The sequence below is a fragment of the Stenotrophomonas sp. C9D9 genome (genome assembly GCF_056491205.1).
In genome coordinates, this window is sequence record NZ_JBSZIF010000003.1 from 727,818 (window position 1) to 749,534 (window position 21,717).

At 66.4% G+C, this 21,717-nt stretch carries 13 protein-coding genes and 5 pseudogenes; 4 read left to right on the forward strand and 14 right to left on the reverse strand.

Annotated features, from left to right (window positions below; translation table 11 throughout):
• Nucleotides 1-265 precede the first annotated feature (265 nt).
• The 3 genes from ACXI0D_RS05295 to ACXI0D_RS05305 form a co-directional block, all read right to left on the reverse strand.
• Nucleotides 266-3,127, reverse strand: coding sequence for a TonB-dependent receptor (locus ACXI0D_RS05295; protein ID WP_479642380.1), 2,862 nt, complete (start codon nucleotides 3,125-3,127; stop codon nucleotides 266-268).
• A gap of 271 nt (nucleotides 3,128-3,398) precedes the next feature.
• The gene (locus ACXI0D_RS05300; RefSeq protein WP_233490800.1) at nucleotides 3,399-3,773 is read right to left on the reverse strand and encodes an ExbD/TolR family protein; all 375 of its coding nucleotides are present in this window, start codon (nucleotides 3,771-3,773) and stop codon (nucleotides 3,399-3,401) included.
• Nucleotides 3,774-3,877: 104 nt separating this feature from the next.
• A complete protein-coding gene (locus ACXI0D_RS05305; RefSeq protein ID WP_014038483.1) occupies nucleotides 3,878-4,285 on the reverse strand; it encodes an ExbD/TolR family protein in 408 nt (135 codons plus the stop codon).
• 151 nt (nucleotides 4,286-4,436) lie between these two features.
• Here ACXI0D_RS05305 and ACXI0D_RS05310 point away from each other — a divergent pair, with 151 nt between their 5' ends.
• From ACXI0D_RS05310 to ACXI0D_RS05320, 3 genes and pseudogenes are all read left to right on the forward strand, one after another.
• Nucleotides 4,437-6,422 carry a transglycosylase SLT domain-containing protein gene (locus ACXI0D_RS05310; RefSeq protein ID WP_479642390.1) on the forward strand — a complete coding sequence of 662 codons (1,986 nt, stop codon included), beginning with the start codon at nucleotides 4,437-4,439 and terminating at the stop codon, nucleotides 6,420-6,422.
• 106 nt (nucleotides 6,423-6,528) lie between these two features.
• On the forward strand, nucleotides 6,529-6,765 hold the full coding sequence (locus ACXI0D_RS05315; RefSeq protein ID WP_049442860.1) for a hypothetical protein: 237 nt from the start codon (nucleotides 6,529-6,531) through the stop codon (nucleotides 6,763-6,765).
• Nucleotides 6,766-6,878: 113 nt separating this feature from the next.
• Nucleotides 6,879-8,097: pseudogene (locus ACXI0D_RS05320) on the forward strand (multifunctional CCA addition/repair protein).
• 241 nt (nucleotides 8,098-8,338) lie between these two features.
• Here the strand turns inward: ACXI0D_RS05320 and ACXI0D_RS05325 are convergent.
• The 5 genes and pseudogenes from ACXI0D_RS05325 to ACXI0D_RS05345 all read right to left on the reverse strand — a co-directional run bounded on the left by ACXI0D_RS05325 (nucleotide 8,339) and on the right by ACXI0D_RS05345 (nucleotide 11,311).
• Nucleotides 8,339-9,346: an RHS repeat-associated core domain-containing protein gene (locus ACXI0D_RS05325; protein WP_479642381.1), complete on the reverse strand. Its 1,008-nt coding sequence runs from the start codon at nucleotides 9,344-9,346 to the stop codon at nucleotides 8,339-8,341.
• Nucleotides 9,347-9,406: 60 nt separating this feature from the next.
• Nucleotides 9,407-9,616: an SseB family protein gene (locus ACXI0D_RS05330; protein ID WP_479642382.1), complete on the reverse strand. Its 210-nt coding sequence runs from the start codon at nucleotides 9,614-9,616 to the stop codon at nucleotides 9,407-9,409.
• Nucleotides 9,617-9,750: 134 nt separating this feature from the next.
• Entirely contained in the window at nucleotides 9,751-9,891 is a 141-nt protein-coding gene (locus ACXI0D_RS05335; protein ID WP_479642383.1) for a hypothetical protein, read from the reverse strand.
• Between the two features lie 49 nt (nucleotides 9,892-9,940).
• A pseudogene (locus tag ACXI0D_RS05340) lies at nucleotides 9,941-10,275 on the reverse strand (hypothetical protein).
• Between the two features lie 3 nt (nucleotides 10,276-10,278).
• A pseudogene (locus ACXI0D_RS05345) lies at nucleotides 10,279-11,311 on the reverse strand (S41 family peptidase).
• A 694-nt stretch (nucleotides 11,312-12,005) separates the two neighbouring features.
• Here ACXI0D_RS05345 and ACXI0D_RS05350 point away from each other — a divergent pair.
• A complete protein-coding gene (locus ACXI0D_RS05350) occupies nucleotides 12,006-12,158 on the forward strand; it encodes a hypothetical protein (protein ID WP_479642384.1) in 153 nt (50 codons plus the stop codon).
• A 157-nt stretch (nucleotides 12,159-12,315) separates the two neighbouring features.
• Here the strand turns inward: ACXI0D_RS05350 and ACXI0D_RS05355 are convergent.
• The 6 genes and pseudogenes from ACXI0D_RS05355 to ACXI0D_RS05380 all read right to left on the reverse strand — a co-directional run bounded on the left by ACXI0D_RS05355 (nucleotide 12,316) and on the right by ACXI0D_RS05380 (nucleotide 21,555).
• A pseudogene (locus ACXI0D_RS05355) lies at nucleotides 12,316-15,351 on the reverse strand (autotransporter family protein).
• A 541-nt stretch (nucleotides 15,352-15,892) separates the two neighbouring features.
• A pseudogene (locus tag ACXI0D_RS05360) lies at nucleotides 15,893-16,975 on the reverse strand (acyltransferase family protein).
• Nucleotides 16,975-18,123: an N-acetylglucosamine-6-phosphate deacetylase gene (nagA, locus tag ACXI0D_RS05365; RefSeq protein ID WP_101766084.1), complete on the reverse strand. Its 1,149-nt coding sequence runs from the start codon at nucleotides 18,121-18,123 to the stop codon at nucleotides 16,975-16,977. Before nagA ends, ACXI0D_RS05360 begins: the two are co-directional and overlap by 1 nt.
• The gene (locus ACXI0D_RS05370) at nucleotides 18,123-19,151 is read right to left on the reverse strand and encodes an SIS domain-containing protein (RefSeq protein WP_049442851.1); all 1,029 of its coding nucleotides are present in this window, start codon (nucleotides 19,149-19,151) and stop codon (nucleotides 18,123-18,125) included. The genes nagA and ACXI0D_RS05370 overlap by 1 nt, the downstream gene beginning before the upstream one ends.
• A gap of 7 nt (nucleotides 19,152-19,158) precedes the next feature.
• Nucleotides 19,159-20,226, reverse strand: a complete 1,068-nt coding sequence (locus tag ACXI0D_RS05375) for a LacI family DNA-binding transcriptional regulator (protein WP_006391719.1) — start codon at nucleotides 20,224-20,226, stop codon at nucleotides 19,159-19,161.
• 39 nt (nucleotides 20,227-20,265) lie between these two features.
• Entirely contained in the window at nucleotides 20,266-21,555 is a 1,290-nt protein-coding gene (locus tag ACXI0D_RS05380) for a sugar MFS transporter (protein ID WP_049442850.1), read from the reverse strand.
• Nucleotides 21,556-21,717 lie beyond the last annotated feature (162 nt).

The window sequence follows — 21,717 nt, forward strand, 5'->3', positions numbered from 1 at the left end:
TGCGCGGGAATCGGCCTGATCCTGGTGATCTGGATCCTGTACAACCTGTTGATCGAATCCCGGCCGCACTTCCGCGTTCCGTCACTGCCAGGGTTCGCAGTCGGGCCGATGATGATCGTGATTGGGCTGGGTTGGGCCCGCACCGCGTTTCGCCGCGTGGCGCCCCAGCATGACAGTGTCGAACAGGAGGCTCCGGACCAGGACATTCCGGATCGACCGCCGATGATGGCCGGTGCCGGGAACATCCCGGCACCGGCCGCTTGCATCAGAACCGCAGGTCCGCGCGCAGGTACCAGTAACGGCCACGCGGGATGTCGTAGGTCGAGGCGTCGTACCCGTTCAACGAGCACGACAGGCAGATCGGCGGATCCTTGTCGAACACGTTGTTCAGGCCCGCGGTCAGCTGCAGCCCCTTCATCCAGTCGATCTTGTAGCCCACCTGCATGTCGTGGAAGGTGGTGGCCGAGAGCGTGTTGGTGCCGGCGGCCTGGTTGCTGCACACCGGGAATGCAACGGCATCGCCGCAGTTCTCGGTCAGCTCGGAGATGTGCCGCACCGTCCAGTTCGCACTCCAGCGGTCCATCGTCCAGGCGATGCTGGCGTTGCTGGTCCACTCCGGAATGGAGCTGTCGGCCACTTCCACGCCCGGCTTCTGCGGCTGCTTCTGCCCGGCCGCGCCGGTGGCTTCGTAACGGCCGACGAAGGTGTTCTTCCAGGCCAGCTTGAACTGGCCGACGGAAGTCTGCGGCAACGTCCAGAACAGGTCCACGTCCCAGCCGTCGGTCTTGATCGAGCCGAGGTTGGTCAGGCGGTTGTTGAAGCTGCTGACCGCACCGGTGCTGGCGCGGGTGATGCCATTGCAGTACACCGGATCGAGCGTGTCCACGCACAGGTCCAGCTGGGTCTGCGCGTTGATGGCCTGGATCGCACCATCGATGGCGTGGCGGTAGAAGGTCACTTCCACGTCGAAGCGCTCCGACCACGATGCGTTGTTGCCGAACCACGGGCTCCACACGAAGCCGGCGCCGAAGCTGCGCGAGCGCTCGGGTTCCAGCTCGCGGTTGCCGCCGGTGGTCACCGAGATCTGCGAATTGGCCTGCTGGAAGCCGGCCGGCACGCCCAGCGCGGCACAGTTGCCGGCGCTACCACGCGGCGGCGTACCGCCCAGGCCCACCGAGCACGGGTCGAACAGCTGCAGGTCGGCGCGCGCGGCCGAGCCGTACAGTTCGCCGATCGACGGCGCACGGAAGCCCTCAGCATAGGTGGTGCGCAGCACGAAGTCGTCGGTCACCTGCCAGCGCAGGCCGTACTTGGGCGTGAACTCGCCGCCGAAAGTGGAGTAGTCCGAGTAGCGGCCAGCCAGGCTCAGGTCCAGCTTCTTGCCCAGCGGCGAGTCGGCGAAGATCGGGACGCTCAACTCCAGGTACGCTTCGTTGACGTCATACGAACCAGACGTCGGCTGCGACGGCACGCCGTTGTAGTGGCCGATCACCGTCAGCGGATCAGGCTGGTACCAGCCCTTGTACTTGCGGTACTCGTAGCCGCTGGCGAACGACACCGGACCGGCCGGCAGGGTGAACAGGTCGCTGGACAGGTTGGCGGTGAACAGGCTCAGCTCATTCTGGCTGCGATCACGCACCACCGGCTGGATCCACTTCAGCATGTCCGGGGTGATCGAGCCGACGCCGCCGAAGATGTTCAGCGGCACGCAGCCCGGCGTCGCCGCGCACACCGCCGGATCACCCAGCGCCATGTTGACGTTGTAGATGTTGTAGCTGCCGTAGTTGGTCTGTTCGGCCTTGTTCTTGCTGTACATGCCGTTGACATCCCAGTACCAGCTGCGGTCGGCGGCATGGAAGTTGCCGACCAGGCCGGTGGCCACGTAGGTCGTGTTGACCTCCTGCTTGAACACGCGCGCGCCACCTTCGACCGGACGGCGGCCGATCAGGCTCATGTTGCCCGAGGACACCAGGTCGAAGCCGAACGGGTTGTACGGGTTCAGGCGCGAGACCACGATGTTGTCGGCCAGCGGGTTGCCGGTGGCACCATCGGGGCCGAAGAACAGCGGCTCGGGGCCGGCCTGGTTGGTCGACTCGCGGCGGTTGCCCAGCGCCTTGATGTACCACTGCACGTTGTCGGTGATGTCGAAGCGGAACTGGCCGAACAGGCCCTTACGCTCGGACGGGGTCAACACCATGTTGTATTCGGCGAAGTTGAAGCGGTCGGCGCTGGTGAAGCAGTGGTAGTCGTCGGTGCGGTTGCAGCCGGCGCTGCCGTCGTAGCGTGGGCTGCTCACACCGGTATTGGGCACGATGTCCTGCTCGGCGCCGGTATTGGGGTCGACGAAGGCGAAGCGGCCCTGCGGAATGCCGCCGCTGCCAAAGGCCAGGCCGGTGCCCGGAATCGGGAAGCGCGACTGCTCGCGGTCGCGGGCGAACACCGGGTCCTGCTTGGTCCAGCTGGCGCCCAGGAACAGGCTGTAGCGATCGCCACTCTTGCCCCACGCCAGGTCCACGCCCTTCTGCGTGCCGTCGCCCTTGCTGTATTCGCCGTAGTTCAGGGTCACCTGGCCGCCATCGAAGTCGCGGCGGGTGATGATGTTGACCACGCCGGCGATGGCGTCGGAGCCATACAGCGACGATGCACCGTCTTCCAGCACCTCGATACGCTCGACGATGGCCAGCGGAATGGTGTTGAGGTCGGTAGCCGCGCCCACGCCCGATGCCGACGACTCATTGACCCAGCGGATGCCGTCGACCAGCACCAGCACGCGCTTGGCACCGAGGTGGCGCAGGTCGACCTGTGCCGAACCAGCACCCACGCCGCTGCCATCCGGCGGGAAGCCGAAGTTGCCGGATGAATTGAACTTGGCATTGAGCGCCGAACCGGAACCGGTGAGCTGCTGCAGCACCTCGCTGATCGAGTTCAGGCCGGTGCGTTCGATGTCGCCGCGGGTCAGCGTCTGGATCGGGACCTGGCCCTCGACCTCAGCGCGCTTGATGCGGGTACCGGTGACTTCCACCGCGTCGAGGTTGGTGGTGGATTGTGCAGCGGCACCCAAGGGTGCCAGGGCCATCACGCACAGCGTGACGGCAACCGCCAACGGGCGGTGGTGCAGGTGCTTCATTCGCTCTCTCTCCAAAGGAATGTCGGGACATGGGCTGCCGCGCTCCCCCCTGCATGGCGGCAGCGTCTCCTTTGTAAACAAGCGGTAAAAATCACGGCGTGATGATCGACACTCTTTCACGCGGAATTGACGCAATTGACGGCCATTTGCGACAGATGAGGGCCGTTTAGAACCGGACGGTACTGTTCACCGCCCTCCACGTTGATGCCGGCTGCGACAGCGCGCGCCGAGATCCGCCACAGCTCATCAAGGGGACTTGTCGGTGCAGGCGCTAGTGGCCGGGCGCGTCGACGCGTAGCCCATGCTGGCTCACGGCCAGCAGCACGCGCGCCATGTCTCCGTAGTCGGTGTCGTCGGCGGTCGCCAGGTGCACCCAGGGGCGATGCTGCTGCGGCATCTGTTGCGCCTGCGCAAGGTACTGCTGCAATGCGGGGGCATCCAGCGGCTGGCCATTCCAGAACACCGCGCCCGCTGCGTCGATGCGCAGGTTGATCGGCTGGGGCGAGGACGCCGGCCAGGGTGGGCACGAGGTGCGCTGCTGGAACGCCAGCAGGCCGGTCGCCTGCGCCATCGGCAGCGTGGTGACCACCAATGCCAGCAGCACCAGCAACACATCCACCAGCGGTGCCAGATTGGGGGTGGCCATCAGTGAGGTCGCGCGCTGTGTCCCGTATCGCATGCCACGTTCCCTCGCAGGAAGAGCGGCCCGCCGATGGCAGGCCGCCCGTTGCGGGATTCACCGCATGAAACTCACCGCACGAAGGCGATGCGCTCCATGCCGGTGGCCTCGGCCGCAGCCAGGATCCGCGCCATGCCTTCGTACTCGGCCGACGGATCGGTGGCGATGCGCAGCTCCGGCAGGTTGCCGGCATGCTCGCCGGCCTGCGCCTGCAGGCGCGCCTGCAGATCGCCGATGGCCATCGGCTGGCCATCCCAGCTCAGCTGGTTCGACGCATCCAGGCGCAGCTCGATCGGCGGCGGCGGTTCGGGGCGATCGATCGTGCGATCGGTGGCCTGTGGCAACTGCACGGCAATCGGCCGGGCCACGATCGGCGCGGTCACGATGAAGATGATCAACAGCACCAGCATCACATCCACCAGTGGCGTGACATTGATGTCCGCCAGCGGGCCGCTTCTTCCTGCGCTACTGAACGCCATGTGCCGCTCCCTGCAGCCGGGCCGTTCGCCCAAGACCGACGTTACGACGCCTGCGATCACCTGCGGCAGTGGCCTGCGCGGGTTCATTCAGCTGTCGTTGCCGACGCCCGGCGTGCACGCAATGCGAAACTGAATTCAGCCATTGCCCGCTATGCTGCCCGCCATGACCCGACGCTCTTCGACCGCCCTGTCCCTGCTGCCCTTGGCCACCACGCTGCTGATCGGCTGCGCCAATGCCCAGTCCCTCGATGCCCAGAACGCGCAGCTGAAGGCCGCGATCGCGGCCGCCGAACGCGGCCAGTTCGATCCCGGCCAGGCCGCTGCACTCAGCCGCCATCCGGCTTACGGCTGGCTGGAGTACGCCAACCTGCGCCGCAACATCGACACTGTCGATACCGCGCAGGCGCAGGCCTTCCTCAAGCGCTACGACGGCCAGGCCGTGGCTACCACCTTCCGCGGCGTGTGGCTTCCCTCGGTCGCACGCCGCCAGGACTGGCCGACCCTGCTCGCCAACTGGGTGCCCACCGACAACGCCGGCCTGCGCTGTGCGCAGCTGACCGCACGGCAGGTGACCGGCAAGGTTGATCCGCAGTGGATCAGTGAAGCGCAGGATCTGTGGCGCAAGAACGGCAAGTCGCTGCCGGACGGCTGTGATGCCGTTTTCGCCGTGCTGCAGGCCCAGGGTGGGCTGAGCGACGCCCTGCGCTGGGAACGCATCGATGCCGCCGCCGACGCGCAACAGCCGGCAGTGATGCGCAGCGCCGCACGCGGCCTGCCCGCCACCGACCTGGCACTGGCCAACAATTACGCTGCCTTTGTCGACAAGCCCAATGCCAGTGCGCTGAACTGGCCGCGCAACGAGCGCAGCCGGCGCATCGCCACCGATGGCCTGGCCAAGCTGGCCAAGGCCGATCCCGGCGCCACCGAACAGCAGCTGCCGCAGTATGCGCAGGCACTGGGCCTGAGTGCCGACCAGCAGGGCCAGGTGCTGTACCAGATCGCACTGTGGACGGTGGCGTCCTACCTTCCGGATTCGGCGCGCCGCCTCAACGCAGTACCCGAATCGGCGTATGACGAGCGCCTGCACGAATGGCGCGTGCGCGAAGCGATGTCGCGCGGCGACTGGCCGGCGGCGCTGACCGCGATCCGCAAGATGGGCAGCAAGCAGCGCAGCGACCCGCGCTGGCGCTACTTCGAAGGCCGCATGCTGGAGAAGACCGGCCAGGCCCAACAGGCGCAGCCGCTGTTCCGCGATGCGGCACGTGCACCGACCTTCCACGGGTTCCTGGCCGCCGACAAGCTGCAGCAGGGCTATACCCTGTGCCCCTGGAAGCCGAATGACAGCGCGCAGGCGCAGGCGGTGATCGCACGCGATCCGGCCATCCAGCGTGCGATGGCGCTGTACCAGATCGATCGCGCCGGTTGGGCCGTGGCCGAATGGAACAGTGCGCTGTCGCGCTTCGATGACACCCAGCGCCGCCTCGCCGTACGCGTGGCGCAGGACAACGGCTGGTTCGACCGCGCCGTGTTCGCGCTCGGCAAGCAGCCGCAGGAACAGCGCCTGTACGACCTGCGTTTCCCGCTGCACCACGACGCCACCATCCGTCGCGAATCGGCGCGCAACGCGATCGATCCGGCCTGGGTGGCGGCGGAGATCCGCGCCGAGAGCACCTTCACCCCGCGCGCGCGCTCGCCTGCCAACGCCATGGGCCTGATGCAGGTGCTGCCGGCCACCGGTGCCGGCGTGGCCAAGTCGATCGGCCTGACCGGCTACGGCGGTGCCGACAGCCTGTACGACCCTGACACCAACATCGCCATCGGTACCGCCTACCTGCGCCAGCTGATGAACAAGTACGACGGCCTGCCGTACGTGACCATTGCCGCCTACAACGCCGGCCCGACCCCGACCGCGCGTTGGCAGGGCCAGCGCCCGGGCTTTGATCCGGACCTGTGGATCGAGACCATCAGCTACAAGGAAACCCGCGAGTACGTCGCCCGCGTGCTGGCCTTCAGCGTGATCTACGACTGGCGCCTCAATGGCGATGCACTGCCGCTGAGCGACCGCCTGATGGGCCGCCTGGTGGACAAGCGCAAGAGCTTCAGCTGTGCAGCCAACGCTGACCAGGGCGGCGACTGATCGCACCACGGTCGTGCCGGCCGCTGGCCGGCTTCGGCCATTATCCAAGGGTTGCCGGCCAGCGGCCGGCACTACCCGGCATCCGTTTCCCGGGGAGGGGAAAGCGATGAGCCTGCTGGCCTGGATCGGGATATTCGCCGCCTGGAGCCTGTTCGCCACCTGGGTGCTGCGCTGGGGTGGCGCGGCCTGGATGGAAGGCTGGAAGTCGCTGGCCTTCATCGACAGCTGGGGCAGCCTGTGGGACGAAGCGCAGATCAAGCTCTATTTCCTCTGCCTGTGGATCGTCTACGGCCTGTGGTTCCTGGCCGGCCTGTTCGTACCGGAGTGGCGCGGTTTGCCGTGATGCCGTTGCATCGGTAGTGCCGGCCGCTGGCCGGCAGCTTCGGGATGACTGCGGTTGCCGGCCAGCGGCCGGCACTACCGATGCTCATGCACCTACCGTGCGATCATCCCCCCATGAAGATCTATCTTGTCGGCGGCGCCGTACGCGACCGCCTGCTGCAGCGCCCTGCCGGCGACCGTGACTGGGTGGTGGTTGGCGCCACGCCCGCGCAGATGGAAGCGCAGGGCTACACCGCCGTCGGCCGCGATTTCCCGGTGTTCCTGCACCCGAAGACCGGCGAGGAATACGCGCTGGCGCGCACCGAGCGCAAATCCGGCCGTGGCTATCGCGGCTTCGTGGTCGATGCCGATCCGGCGGTGACGCTGGAAGAAGACCTGCAGCGCCGCGACTTCACCATCAACGCGATTGCCTGTGACGAAGACAGCGGCACGCTGGTCGATCCTTACGGTGGCGTTCGCGATCTTGAGCAGCGTGCTGCGCCACGTCGGCCCTGCGTTCGTGGAAGATCCACTGCGCGTGCTGCGCGCGGCGCGCTTCATGGCGCGCTTCGCGCCACTGGGCTTCACCGTCGCCGAAGAGACCATGGCGCTGATGCGCGAGGTCGCTGCCAGTGGCGAGCTGGACGCGCTGGTGCCGGAACGCGTCTGGCAGGAACTGCGCAAGGCGCTGGTCAGTGAACGGCCCTCCGCCTTCCTGCGCACGCTGCACGATGCGCAGGCACTGGGCCCGATCCTGCCCGAGCTGGAAGCGCTGTATGGCGTGCCGCAGCGTGCCGAATTCCACCCGGAAGTCGACACCGGCATCCATCAGGAAATGGTCAGCGACATGGCCGCGAAACTGGCACCGGGTGATGACCTGGTCGGCTTCGCTGCCCTCACACACGACCTCGGCAAGGGCCTGACCCCGCCGGAGGAATGGCCGCGCCACATCATGCACGAGCAGCGCGGCATCAAACCGCTGAAGGTATTGTGCGCGCGGTTGAAGATTCCCACCGAGCACCAGCAGCTGGCCGAAGCGGTCTGCCGCGAGCACTTGAACGTGCACCGCATCGACGAACTACGCGATGCCACCGTGCTGGAACTGCTGGGCCGCTGCGATGCATTGCGCAGGCCAGAACGCGTGGCCCGCATCGCGCTGTGCTGCGAGGCCGACAAGCGCGGCCGGCTCGGCTTCGAGGATGCCGACTACCCACAGGGCGAAACGCTCAAGCGCCTGCATCAGGCGGCGCTGTCAGTGCAGGCGCGGGATCTGGATACCACGCATCTGAAAGGTCCGGCCATCGGTGAGGCACTGGCCAAGGCGCGGGTGAAAGCCATCGCCGCCGCCCGCTGAAGCACCGGGTAGTGCCGGTCGCTGGCCGGCACCTTCACATCTCCCGTCTATCGACGGCGCTTGCGCGAAAAATGGTCGACAGCATGAGCACCCAACAAGATGGGTTGCATCAAGAGGAACAGCCATCCACCCAACCGGAGCGTCTCCACCGGATTGAACCGGGTGATGAAGAATGCGACCAGTATGAATACGACTAGAAGCCCAAGCTCGTACACAAGGAGAGATCGATTAAAAAATCTCATCACTTCAACCTGTCCTCAGCGATTTTCTGTCCAGTTCCAACTGCGGCATCAGCACCGCGTTGGCCCGCATTAGACAATGCACCCTGTACCGCCCCTTGCTTTGCTCCAATTGCGCCGGCGCTCGCAGTCGCCTCTGCAATATGTGCACCGATGCCAGCAGGTGAACTCACTGGCGCCTTCATCATATTACTCACTGCCCCTTGAGTAGACGCCTGCGAAAAGTCTCCAGCGAGTTTTCCAATTCCGCTGCCCGCCAAACTGCCAACACTCCCGCCGACAGCCGATAAGCCCAGTTGAGCGCTTGTCACTGGTGTTCCTTCGATTGCGCCCTGTGCAGCCGTACCCGCAACACCAGTCGCGGCACCCACCGTCGCTTGAATTGCTACGACCTGACCGATCGAAATCGTCCCTCTCGCCAGGGCTCCAACCACCAGGCCGCCGGTACCACCAGTTACAACTCCAGCAACGCCGGCAATTGCCAGCTCTGTCTTGTTGATTGGCTTTCCGGTATTCATGTACTTCTGAATCCCATAGTCCACCGCCATGCCACCGGCGCCTCCAAACAGGGCTGGGCAGATTGGACAACGGCCATCAGGATCTTTGAATGTGTAGGGTGAGTTGAATCCATATGCATAGGCATTGAAATGTCTCCCATCTCCATTCCCGTACATTGTGACTGGATCCACTGACAAGAAACGCCCCAAGCCTGGATCGTAATAGCGCTGCTGCATGTAGCTCAGCCCAAAGCTCGCCGAATCACTCACGTGCCCGGCGTAACCCACTCCATCTTCAATACCAGTTCCAATCTGCGCTCCGTACGGCTCATAGCTATAGCGCTTTGTCACCCGGCCAGTCTCATCTGACTCGGCAACTACTGACCCCAGAGCATCAGTATGAATATATGTAACTGTTTCCGCTTTGGATTCAAAAGCATAGATTACAGAGAAAACAGCGAAAACTAGACCAACACCTATCGACCGCATAGCTACTCTCTCCTTGAACAGCATATTCGCTCTTAAGCTCTTCACCAATGCTCTTGCTCTTACATTCCCAAATTGAATGGCATATCAATGCCTAGCAGCGAGGAACGAAGACGACGGTTCGATTTCTATGCCATCAATCTCAATGCGCCATGCCACGTGTGATCGCTGAGCCCGCTGCTTCAGCTGGGCCACGGCATCGGGAATCATCTCCATGCCCACGTCCAGGCCCGGGTTCAGCACCAGGCCGACGCCGTCGCCGATACCGGCCAACAGCGCGTGCACCGCAATCGGCATGGCATGGGCGAACTGCGGGCAGCTGCTCGTGCCACAGGCCAGCACGCTCGGGCGCGGTGAACACCGCGAACATCGGCTCGCCGCTCTCGCTGGTCAGCACCAGCGGCGAGATGCTCTCGTCCCAGGCGCCATCTTCACCAATGGCCTTGTCCAGCAGCACGAACGCCGTCGAGCAGGCCGTCGAGGAACTGCGCTGCGGTCAGCGTGCCGTCCTGGGCCTGCAGCAGGCGCACCTCGAGGTCGTTGAGGGGTTCGAACGGGGTGTCGTGGTCCATGGTCGGTTCCGGTACGTGATTGCAGGACAGACTTTAACAGCCCCGGCCCTCAACCGATGAATCCGTGCCGCCACAGCCAGCCCAGCGCGGCCAGCCCGGCCACGACCACCAGCATCAGCGGCAGGCCGAAGCGGTGCCGCCACGGGATCGGTACCCCGCCCAGCTGCTGGTCCATGGTCTCGGTATCCAACACCCAGCCGTGGCGCACCGGGTGCAGGCCAGTTCGTAACGGCGCTGGTAGGTGAAGCCGAGCAGCAGGTCGATGCGCGCCATCTTGTAGCGCAGCTGCGGGGCGAACTCGGGTTCCGTCTGGCAGCGCAGGCAGTGATGCGCTTCGGTGGGGCCGACGATCACCACCCGTTCCTGATGGCCGATCAGGATCATGGCTCAGTGGCCCTGGCAGGCGGGCTGGGCCAGCAGCCACGCTTGGGCGGCAGCCACGGTGGCGGCCTCCCCCTCCACGCGCTGGTCGGGCTCGATCTTCAAGCCATCACCACGATCATTGCGGTCCCGCATCACGCTGGTGGTCAGCAGCAGGCGACTGCCATCGGCAAGCGTGTGCACGACATTGCCGGTGGAGACACCTGCGGTTGTGGCCGAACTCGCGCCTGCGGGCGGCCACGCCACGCCAGCACCGAGGCCTCGCCCGAACTGCCGGTGCGGGGCCCGAACAGCACCGCCACCGGCGCGCCAGGCTGCCGCAGCACATAACCGGACTGGCCGAAATCCAGCAATGGCTTGCCTGCCAGCTGCACAGCGGTCGCCGTCAACGTCCAGCGCTGCGGCCCGTGCGCGGTTTCGAACGAGCCGACGTCCTCGTTGTTCACCACGAGGTGCGCAGCAGCGGGGCCATGCCCAGCAGCATCGGCCACATGGCGCCACCGCCGTTGTCCCGCAGGTCGACGATCCAGCCACAGCGCGCGCCGTCGTCCTTGCTGCGGATGACCTGCTGCCAGCGCGCGGCACGCTGGATGTCCTGACGGAACTTTTCCTGCGGCGTCGCGCCGGGCGTGGAGGCGTAGCCCTCGATGACCACCCAGCCGATGCGCGCATCCACCGCATCAGCGGCCTTGGCCCGGTCCACGGCGGCGGCGCCGGCCTGCTGCGCACGTGCAAGGGATTCGCGCTGGCGCTGGGGCGTGGTCCATGCACCATGGTGGCCGGTGCTGAGCGCAATGACTTCGCGCAGAACGGCCAGCCGTTGCGCGGGGTCGCCCTGCGCCGATTGCAGGCGTACGCGAGTGGCGGGCCAGTCCACCCGGTCGCGATACAGCGCCTGGCGTTCAAGCAGGGCGAGGATCTCGGCCTGGGCCTCCGGCGAGGGCACCTCGACCACGCTTGGCGTATCGGCCATGGCGCCGGTCGCCAGCAACACGAGCAACAGCGCGCCGATGCGACGCACTCCCTTGCAAACCTGCATGCGACGTTTCCTTGTCGTTGAATCAGGACCGCAGCATAACCGGGGCATGATCGCTTGCGCCACGCGCGAACTGTCGTGTCTGACTCTGCCGCGACCTGCAGTAAAGCAGGCGCCAGGCGATCGCAACATTGCAACTTTGCCCATGTCATCGCGGTGTACAACGCGCCAAGGTGGCCGCGTGGCGTTCCTGCGCTGACCGGGATTGGCGTCCTGAATGAAGCTACCTAAAGGCGGGCTTGCGTCCATGTCGCAGGCTCGAATACTGCGCCGTCTGTCGTTCTGCGGCGGGCGGTGCGTGGGGATCCTCCCGATCCGCCGGCTTCGTTTCCTTTGGGTAGCTTCACCGGCACGCCAACCCGCACCGCCCGCCACCTTGCACCCCGCAGGTGGCCTTGCCCTGTGAGGTTGCCGCCATGAACACGCCCTACCCCACCTATCCACGCCTGCAGGCACTGCTCGGCGCAGCATTGCCCGGTCTACATCTGCCCAATGCCGCAGCCGAAGCGTTGGAGGACGCACTCACCGATACCCACGAACAGGCGCCGCCATCGGCATTCTTCGCGCGGTTGGCGGCATCGCGCACAACCAAGCGGCCGATGGGCAGCCGTGGCGCGAGCGGCAACTCAGCGAGGCGCGCGGTCGGGAACTGGCCGAGGCCACGCGCTGTCTGGCGGCGTTGTCTGCGTGTGGGGGTGTGTTGCTGGCCGCACAGTCGGCACGCGAGATGGACGATGCGGCGGCGCAGTGCCCGCCGCAGGTGGAGGAAGGGTTGCTGCATGCGGTGGTGGTGCTGGCCGATCATGCCGGGGCGTTGGTGGAACCGGATGCGTGCGCACCGCCGCTGTAGAGCCGAGCCTTTGCTCGGCTGCGCGGAGGTCGCGGTGTCGGTGGGTTCTGTGCTGACCAAGGTCGGCACCTACCAGAGCAACGTCATGGCAGCGGAGGGCATCGTGTCGACCAAGGTCGACACCCACCAGAGCGGGTCATGACATCCATACCCGGCGCTACCAATCCGCGCGCAGGCCGATGTTGCCTTCGATGATGCGGCGCTTCTCGTTGCGGTCGCCACCTAGCTCGCGCGTGTAATCGGCCACGGCATAGGCGCTGATCGTGCGGTTGAAGCGCCCGACCACACCCACGCCGGCTTCCAGTGCGCGCGAGCGCTGCGAATTGACGATCACGTCATCGTCGAAGCCGATGCGATCCTCGCCGGAACGGCCATGCCAGTAATTGAGCTTGAGATACGGGCTGCCATCCGTTGTCGGCCAACTGGTAATCGCCGCCCAGGCGCAGGCCGATGCGGCCGGTCCAGGCATTGTCGTTGTCGAAACGCACGCTCGACACCTCATCGCGGCGGTCGTCCAGCGCGGTGCGCTGCCAGATCACCTGCACCTGTGGTTCCAGCCACCATGCGGACTGACCGAAGTGCAGCAGCGGTTTGCCGGCTTCCACCGATACGCTGGTGCCATCGCCCTTGATGCCGAAGCCAAGCCCGCGCGAGGAACGTACGCGGCCGTCGTAGCGGCTCTGCATCGCCACGGCGTCGATGTAGCCCCCACTGCTGTCGGTGAACGTCCAGTACAGGCCCACGTGCTTGTTGTCCAGGCGGTTCTGGCCCACCTGCACATTCTCCCAGCCCAGCGCCAGGCCGGTGGTCTTGCCCTGTGCGCGGGTGCGGCCAACGAACACGCCGATCTGGTTGCGATGATTGTCAGACGCTGCGGCCCACACATCCAGACCGGCCTGCAGGCCCATCACATCGCCATCGAAGCCCGGCTGCGCATCCCCCTTCCAGTGGATCTCGCTGCTCTGCCCCACCAGACGGCCCCGAGGCAGTGCGGAATGCGCCCTGGTTGTACAGCAGGCGCTGCTCGCCCTGCCGTTCGTGGAACGTGCCGAGGCTGGCCAGCGAGGTCTCGCGCAGCAGCGGCGGCACCACGGCGTAGGTGGCGGTCTCCACGCGGTACAGCGGCACCACTGCGCCCTCGGCGGGGCGTGCACCCGGCGTTGGCGGCGCACCGGTACCGGGCAGGCTGCCACCCGCCACCGGCACGTCCGGCAGGCGCCGGTTCGCCGGGCGGCGCCACCGGAGCGGGTTCCGGTGGTGGCGGTGGCGGCGCGGGTCCCGCCCGCGGCCAGGTCTGGATCGGTAGCGCCTTCGGGCGGCGGTGGCGGCGCCGGGGTGATTGGCGGTGGCGGTGCCACCGGCGGCGTCAGGGGCGGTGGCGTGGCACTGCCGCCGCCATTGGGTGCCGGCGTCGGCCCGGTCACCAGCGTCGAGCGCAGGTACCAGTTCTCGCTGGTACCGGCACTGACACCGCCCTTGAACAGGAAGTACTCGTAGGCACCGGCCGCGACCGGTGCGAACAGCGAGAACGCGCCCGGCGCGGTACGGCCACCATTCAAGGCCTGCACCACCAGAATGCCATCGGCCAGCGTGGCAGCACCACTGCCGCCGGCATTGAGCACACCGATGCCGGTGGTGCCGGTGGCAGTACCGCCATCGATCACCAGGCGGTCGCTGGTGGAATTGTCCGCGCCCAGCACGGTGCGCAGGTACAGGCCACCACCGTCACCGCGGTAGTTGCCACGCACGGTGAACACGTCGCCAGCGCCGGTACCGGTCAGGTCGATGCGCCCGGCATTGACCATCTCCACCAGTGCGCCACTGTTGAACGGCCGGATGGCATGACCGCCACTGCCCGCGTAGACGGTACTGGTGTCATCCACCGTGAGCACGGTACCGGTCCCGCTGTCGCCCAGCACCAGATCGCCGTCGAAGGTCAGCTCGGTGCTGTTGGCCAGGCTGATCGCTTCCCAGTTCTGGAAGCGGCCCACGCCCGCGGTCTTGACGTTGCTGAGGTTGAGCTGGTCGATGCCACTGCCGCCATCGAACAGCGGTACCGCACCGAGGTTGCCCTGGTTGAGGTTGCTGAGGTTGGCCACGTCATTGTCCGGCCCCATGTCGATCGCGCCGTAGACGATGCCGCCGCCATTCCAGTTGAAGGTGTCGTTGCCGGTACTGAGCAGCACCTGGCCCACGCACGGTGCCGTCGGTGATGGTCACGCTGTCATTGCCGCCGCTGACGCTGATGTTGCCACCGATGTAAGCCGTACCCGAGATGATGATGGTGTCGGTATCGAAGCCGGTCACCACGTTGCCGTCCACGGTGCCGCCGGACTGGTCCCACAGGTTCTTTTCTGTCCAGCTTCATGTTGACGCAGCCGATGCGGCCACCGGTCATCCACGCCTGGTCGCCATCCTCGAACGCGCCGATGATGCGGCCACCGCTCATGCGGAACGTATCGATGTTGTCGCCCTGCTGCAGCGCGCCGATCGTGCCGCCACTCATGACGAAAAAATCGTCGCGGCCACTGCCCTGCGCCACCACACCGGTGACGGTGCCGCCAGTGACGGTCATCTGGTCATCGCCGCTGCCCTGGTCGACGCTGTCGATGGTGCCATTGCTCAGCAGCAGCACATCATTGCCCTCCCCCTGCAGGACACCGCCGGTGATGCTGCCGGCCTGCATTTCCAGGCGATCGTTGCCCGCATCGAACTGTACGCCGGTGCGCCCGCTGATCGTTCCGCTGTTGACCAGCACGCTGTCGCCGGCGCCAACGAACTGCAGGGCCGTGTTGTTGCCGGTGCTGATGCTGCCGGCATTTTCGACGCGGCTGCCACCGCCAAAGTGGACCGCCACGCCACCCACCGAACTGATCGCGCCGAGGTTGGACAGCAGGTGCCCGCCGGCCCCGACCAGCGAAATCGCGCTGCCACCACTGCTCTGTTGCAGTTGTGCCGTGCTGGCGACATTGACGGTGATGCCGGCCGCACCAGTGGCAGCGACGGGGACGGTCTGCGGATTCGGCGCGTTGGCATCGCAGGTGACCGTCTGGCCTGCGGTCGGAGTGGCATTGTCACAGCCGGCCCAGGCGACACTGGCGGTCAGCAGCATGACGGACGGGACAGCCAGGGCCTGCCACACGGAAACAGTGAGGCGGCGCGGGCGGAAAGCGCGCGGGACGGCACGGGACATACAGCACTCCTGGACAGGGGATCAGGAACTGCGGGGATGCGGTACTGCGAAGGCAGTCTGCCGTGTGGTGAATGGTTTCGATAGGTGAAATTCAGTGCCAGTTATCACAGTTCAGATGCGAACTTGATCGGGCATCACCTCGACTCTACGTGGCTGAAACCGTTCATCAAGGCGGCGATCGCAAGCCCGCGGAGAGCATCCACGCATGGCGTGGATCTACTGACCATTCCGCCTCCATCGCGTTCGCCCCTCGCCCTGGTAGATCCACCCCATTCACCGATGAAACACATCGCACAGTAGATCCACGCCATGCGTGGATGAGACCGCCGACACACCGGGTTGATCCACCCCATGCACCGAGGAAACACAGCACACAGTAGATCCACGCCATGCGTGGATGAGACGGCCGACACACCGGGTTGATCCACCCCATGCACCGAGGAAACACAGCACACAGTAGATCCACGCCATGCGTGGATGAGGTGCCCTCCCGGGAAGGGTCAGACCCCCTTCCTGCGGAAAGGGATCCGACTCCGTGCCGTCAGATCTTCAGATAGATCTTCCGCCGGTCCAGCCACCACGCCACGCCCCACCACAGCGCGACGAACACCAGCGCCTGCAGCATCGACGCCAGTTCCAGCGACTGCGGCATCGCGTTGGCCAGCTGCTGCCAGATCCAGCCCCAGGCGCCGGTTGCCATCAGCACCACCCGACATCACCGATGCCCCCAGGTACGCGGTGATCGCGTTGACCCGAAGCGCCGGCCCAGCGCCGGCCAGCTCTTCTGGTCGATCAGCACGTGACCCAGCCACAGCGCCAGCGCGGCCAGGCCGCCGGTCCACAGCACATAGCTGGGCGTCCACAGCTGCTTGTTCAGCGGCAGCACCGTAGCCAGCAGCAGGCCCAGCACGCCGGTCGCCACGCCCAGCCCGGCCAATGCCGCCGAACGCCCATTGCGCAGCAGGCCTCCGGCAAGCAGGCCAAGCACCGTGCTGGCCAGCGCGCCCAGCGTGCTCAGCAATCCTTCCGGGTCATGTCCGAGCCCGGTATCGGCATGCCACTGGTAGATCCACGGTGCGAACAGCGTGGTATCCAGGCGGCTGGCCGGATTGGTCCACGGCGCCAGATAGCCGACGCCCAGCAGCAGCACGGTATACCCCACCAGCAGACTGACCAGTACGGCCGCCTGTGCGCGCGGACGGGCATACACGGCCAACACCCCCACCAGCGCCGCACATACCGCGATTCGCTGCAGCACGCCCCAGATGCGGAAGTGATGGGTATGCAGTGCCCACCAGATCAACAGGTGCAGTAACACACCCGCTAGCAGGATGCGCAGCGCGCGCTCCAGCACGCCACGCGCCAGCGCTGGACGTGCAGCGGCATCCAGCGCGCGCGGTGCCACGCTGAAGGCCATCGACACGCCTACCAGGAACAGGAAGAACGGGAACACCAGGTCGGTGGGCGTGCAGCCATGCCATTCCGAATGGCGCAGCGGTGCGAACACCGCACTCCAGTCACCCGGGTTGTTGACCAGCAGCATCGCCGCCACGGTGATGCCGCGCAGGGCATCGATCGAGCCCAGGCGGCGCGGCGGCATACTTCCCTTCAAGGGATCGGCCATCAGGCGGCCTCGTACTGTCCGGCAATCCAGGTACCACGCACCTGCAGGGCGTCATCCAGCAGGACCAGGTCGGCCTGGTAGCCCTCGGCGATGTGGCCGAGGCGGTCGTCGACGTTGAGGAACTGCGCCGGATAGGTCGAGGCCATGCGCGCCGCTTCGGCCAGCGGTTGGCCCAGCAGCTGCACGGTATTGCGCACGGCGGTGGCCATGTCCAGTGCAGAACCGGCCAGCGAACCGGCGGCATTGCGCACCACGCCATCGATGGCGGTGATGGTTTCGCCATACAGCACGTAGCTGGGATCATCCGCACCGACCGGCGGCATCGCATCGGTCACCAGCAGCAGGCGGCCGCGCGGCTTGGCCGCCAATGCCACGCGCAGGCTGGCCGGATGCACATGCACGCCATCGACGATGATGCCGATCCAGCTGTCGCGGTCTTCCAGCGCAGCGCCCACCGCGCCGGGCTCACGGCCCTGCAACGGCGACATCGCGTTGTACAGATGGGTGAAGCCGCGCACGCCGGCATCCAGACCCTCGCGGATCTCTTCGTAGGTGCCTGCCGTGTGGCCGGCGGCAACGATCACGCCGCGCTCGACCAGCGCACGGATCGTCTCCAGCGGCACGCGTTCCGGTGCCAGGGTCAGCAGGGTCACGCCGTTGTCGAGCGATGCGGCCAGCGCGATCTCTTCTTCGTCCGGCACGCGGAACTTGCTGGCATCGTGCGTGCCCTTGCGCGCCGGCGCGATGTACGGGCCTTCCAGATGGATACCGATCACGCCCGGCACCCCCTGCGCGATGGCCTCGCGCAGCGCACCGATGGCCTCGCGCATCACGCCCACGTCATCGCTGATCAGCGTCGGCAGCATCGCGGTGGTACCGAAACGACGGTGCGCCTGCGCGATGGTGCGCAGTGCCGCCACGTCCGGCGTGTTGTTGAACAGCGCACCGCCACCACCGTTGACCTGCACATCGATGAAACCGGGCAACAGCCAGCCACCGCCCAGGTCCACCTGCTCGGCGGCCTGGCCGAGCTGCGGCGCAGCGTCAGGCAGCAGCGCGCTGATGCGACCGTCCTCGATCACGACCGCCAGATCGTCGCGGAACTCATCGCCGGCGAGAATGCGGGCGTTGCGCAGCACCGTTGCCATCACACCGTCTCCGTAACCTTGTTCAGATGCGGCGGCAGATCCGGGTTGAAGCCACGACGCAGCGCCAACGCGTTGATCGCGCGATAGAAGCTCTGCACGGTCAGCAGCGGTGCGCATAGCGGGTGCGGCGCGGCGGCCACCGGCAGGTTGCCACCGGCACCGGCCATCCACACCTGCGCGCCGCGTGCGGTGAACTCATCGACCACCGCACGGGTTCCGGCACCAGTTTCGTCCGGCTGGGCGAAGGCCAGCACCGGGAAACCACGGCCGACCAGCGCCATCGGGCCATGCTTGACCTCGGCCGAGCTGTAGGCTTCGGCGTGCAGGCTGCAGGTTTCCTTGAACTTCAGCGCCGCTTCCTGCGCCGCGCCCAGACCCAGGCCACGGCCGAGCACGAACAGGTTGGTGGCATCGACCAGGCCTTCGGTCACCACGCTCCAGTCGCACTGCCAGGCCTCGCGCATCGCGTCCGGCAGCAGGTCCAGCGCCGCACGCAGGCTGCTGTCCTGCTTCCAGTACGCGGCCAGCTGCAGCAGTGCCGCCAGCGAGGCCAGGTAGCTCTTGGTGGCCGCCACGCTCTTTTCGGCACCGGCATGCAGCGGAATGACCGTGTCGGCCAGCTGCGCCAGCGGCGAATCCTCGACGTTGACCAGCGCGATCACGCGCGCACCGGCGGCCTTGGCAGCTTCCGCGTTGCGCAGCAGGTCCGGGCTCTTGCCCGACTGCGAAATGACGATGAACAGCGCACCGCGCAACTGAAGCGGCGCGGCATAGACCGAACCCACCGACGGCGAAGCCGATGCGACCACCAGGCCCAGCTGGGTTTCCAGCAGGTATTTGCCATAGGTGGCGGCATGATCGGAGCTGCCGCGTGCGCAGGTGACCACGAACGGCGGCGGCGCGGCGCGCAGGCTGGCGGCCAGGGTTTCCATGGTGGCGTGGTTGCGCGAGAACTGGCGCGCGACCACGTCGGCCGCTTCAGCGGCCTCGGCGAACATCAGGGTGGACGTGGGGTCTGACAGCGACATGGCAGGCTCAGGCAGGATCGGAAGGAAGGGGGCGTGCGCCGGCCGGGCGCATCGGCGCGGTCGAACCGCGCACCACCAGCTGCGGCACGAAGCCCTGGTTGTGCAGCGGCGCGGGCGCGTCGTCATAGGCGTCGCTGCGCAGCTGCGCGATCAGCAGGCGCGCGGCATGGCGGGCGATGTCTTCGGTGGCCTGCTTGGCGGTGGTCAGCGGCGGCCACGACTGGCGCGAGAATGGACTGTCCTCGAAACCGGCGATGGACAGGTCGTACGGCACGTTCATGCCGGCTGACTTCGCGGCGGCCAGCACGCCGGCGGCGATTTCGTCGTTGGAACCGAAGATGGCGGTGGGCGGTTCGCGCAGCGCCAGCAGGCGGCGCGCACCGCGGAAGCCATCGTCGAAGGTGTAGTCGCCCTGCACCACCAGGTGCTTGTCCACGGTCATGCCGTAGTCCTTCAGCGCGGCTTCGTAACCGGCATAGCGCTCGCCCGAGGAACGGTGCGAGATGCCGCCCCAGAGGAAGCCGATGCGCTGGTGCCCCAGCTGGATCAGGTGCTCGGTGATCTCGTAAGCGGCCTCGCGGTCGTCGACGAACACGCAGGCACCGTCAGCCGGGTCTTCGGTGGCGGCGATGATGCGCACCAGCTTGATGCCACGCGCGGTCAACGCCTGGATCAGGTCGCGGCGCTCGGACATCGGCGCGGTCAGCACCAGTCCGGCCAGGCGCGAACGCTGCACCCAGTCGGCCAGTTCATCGGCCAGCAGCGGCGAGCTGGAATCGCAGGGATGGATCTGCAGGCCGAAGCCGGTCTCGCGGCAGGCGGCCAGCACGCCGTTCTGCACGCCGATGATGTGGTACGGGTTCGGGTTGTCGTAGACCAGCCCGATCACGAAGGTGGTGCCGCTGCGCAGGTTGCGCGCGGACGGATCGGGCTCGTAATCGAGTTCGGCGATCGCACGCAGCACCCGCGCACGGGTGGCCTGCATCACCGAGGGCTCGTTGTTGATCACCCGCGAGACCGTCTTCAGCGAGACCTTGGCCTTCTCCGCAACGTCCTTGATGGTCGCTCTGCGCATGGGTTTTCCCTGGGGTTGGCTGCCGTCCATCATCGCCGATCAGGCCTTGTCCTGCGGCAGGCCGGCGCGATGGCCGATCACCGAGTAGAACAGGATGTACAGGTAGCAGGGCACCATCAGCAGCACGAACACCAGCTGGAAGTCGATGTGCTGCTTGAGCACGGCGAACAGCTGCGGAATGATCGCGCCGCCGGCAATACCCATCACCAGCAGGGCCGAGCCGGTCTCGGTGAAGCGGCCAAGGCCGCGAATGGCCAGCGGGAAGATCGCCGGCCACATCATGGCGTTGGCGAAGCCCAGCAGGGCCACGAAGGCCACCGATACGTAGCCGTGGGTAGCCCAGGCGCCCAGGCAGAACACCACGCCCAGCACCGCCGAGAAGGTCAGGTAGCGCGACTGCGACACCACGGTGGGAATCACCAGCAGGCCGACCACGTAGCCGACCAGCATCGCGCCCAGAGTGAGCGAGGTGAACATCTTGGTCTGGTCCAGCGGCAGGTCGAAACCATGGCCGTAGGTACCGATCGCATCACCGGCCATCACCTCCACGCCCACGTAGACGAACAGGCACAGCACACCCAGCCACAGATGCGGGAACTGGAAGATGCTGCGGCGCTCGGCGGCACCGGCCGCGACCGGCGTGGCGTTGGCTTCGGACGACTTGATTTCCGGCAGCGGTGAGAACAGCACGGCCACTGCCAGCACCACCAGCAGACCCGCCATGGCCAGATACGGCGTGTGGATCTTGGCAGCGAATTCGTTCAACAACTGCGCCTTGGTGGCTTCATCCGCAGCGGCCACCGTGGCCGAGAGATCACCGATGCCATGCAGCACCACGGTGCCGATCAGCACCGGCGCCAGCATGCCGGCGATCTTGTTGCAGATGCCCATCAGCGCGATGCGGCGTGCCGCCGTCTCGATCGGGCCGAGGATGGAGATGTAGGGGTTGATCGCGGTCTGCAGCAGCGCCAGGCCGCTACCGATCACGAACAGGCCGCCGAGCGCCCCCGGATACCAGCGCTGGGTGGCGAATTCACCGAACAACGCAGCACCACCGGCCATCACCAGCAGGCTCAGGCTGAGGCCCTTCTTCATGCCGGTGCGGCGCAGGATCCACGACGCTGGCAGGGCCAGGAAGAAGTAGGACAGGTAGAACACCATCAGCACCAGGAAGGCGCCGACCTCGCTGAGTTCGAAGGCCAACTTGACGAAGGTGATCAGCGGGCCGTTGAGCCAGGTGAAGAAGCCGATCAGGAAGAACAACACGCCAACGATGGCGATGGAGGTGGCCACGTTCGGGCGCGCGCTTGCAGCGGGGACGGCGGACATCAGGAGGGCTCCTGCGGCGACGGCCGCAGAACGCGGCGTCGGAGAGTGGCTGGGAACAACGTTGTCACATTCTTTCGATGGACAACAGCGGTTTGTCAACTTCCCTGCACGCCCCCGTGAACCTCGTGCTGCACTGCGCAAGCCGATTGCCGTGCACCGCGC

Excerpts from the sequence above, each read along its gene's own strand:
- ACXI0D_RS05315 (WP_049442860.1), top strand. The coding sequence starts at position 6,529 with ATGAGCCTGCTGGCCTGGATCGGGATATTCGCCGCCTGGAGCCTGTTC.
- nagA (WP_101766084.1), bottom strand. The coding sequence starts at position 18,123 with ATGGCAACGGTGCTGCGCAACGCCCGCATTCTCGCCGGCGATGAGTTC.
- ACXI0D_RS05305 (WP_014038483.1), bottom strand. The coding sequence starts at position 4,285 with ATGGCGTTCAGTAGCGCAGGAAGAAGCGGCCCGCTGGCGGACATCAAT.
- ACXI0D_RS05380 (WP_049442850.1), bottom strand. The coding sequence starts at position 21,555 with ATGTCCGCCGTCCCCGCTGCAAGCGCGCGCCCGAACGTGGCCACCTCC.
- ACXI0D_RS05295 (WP_479642380.1), bottom strand. The coding sequence starts at position 3,127 with ATGAAGCACCTGCACCACCGCCCGTTGGCGGTTGCCGTCACGCTGTGC.
- ACXI0D_RS05375 (WP_006391719.1), bottom strand. The coding sequence starts at position 20,226 with ATGCGCAGAGCGACCATCAAGGACGTTGCGGAGAAGGCCAAGGTCTCG.
- ACXI0D_RS05325 (WP_479642381.1), bottom strand. The coding sequence starts at position 9,346 with ATGCTGTTCAAGGAGAGAGTAGCTATGCGGTCGATAGGTGTTGGTCTA.
- ACXI0D_RS05300 (WP_233490800.1), bottom strand. The coding sequence starts at position 3,773 with ATGGCCACCCCCAATCTGGCACCGCTGGTGGATGTGTTGCTGGTGCTG.
- ACXI0D_RS05335 (WP_479642383.1), bottom strand. The coding sequence starts at position 9,891 with ATGGACCACGACACCCCGTTCGAACCCCTCAACGACCTCGAGGTGCGC.
- ACXI0D_RS05310 (WP_479642390.1), top strand. The coding sequence starts at position 4,437 with ATGCTGCCCGCCATGACCCGACGCTCTTCGACCGCCCTGTCCCTGCTG.
- ACXI0D_RS05370 (WP_049442851.1), bottom strand. The coding sequence starts at position 19,151 with ATGTCGCTGTCAGACCCCACGTCCACCCTGATGTTCGCCGAGGCCGCT.
- ACXI0D_RS05330 (WP_479642382.1), bottom strand. The coding sequence starts at position 9,616 with ATGCCGATTGCGGTGCACGCGCTGTTGGCCGGTATCGGCGACGGCGTC.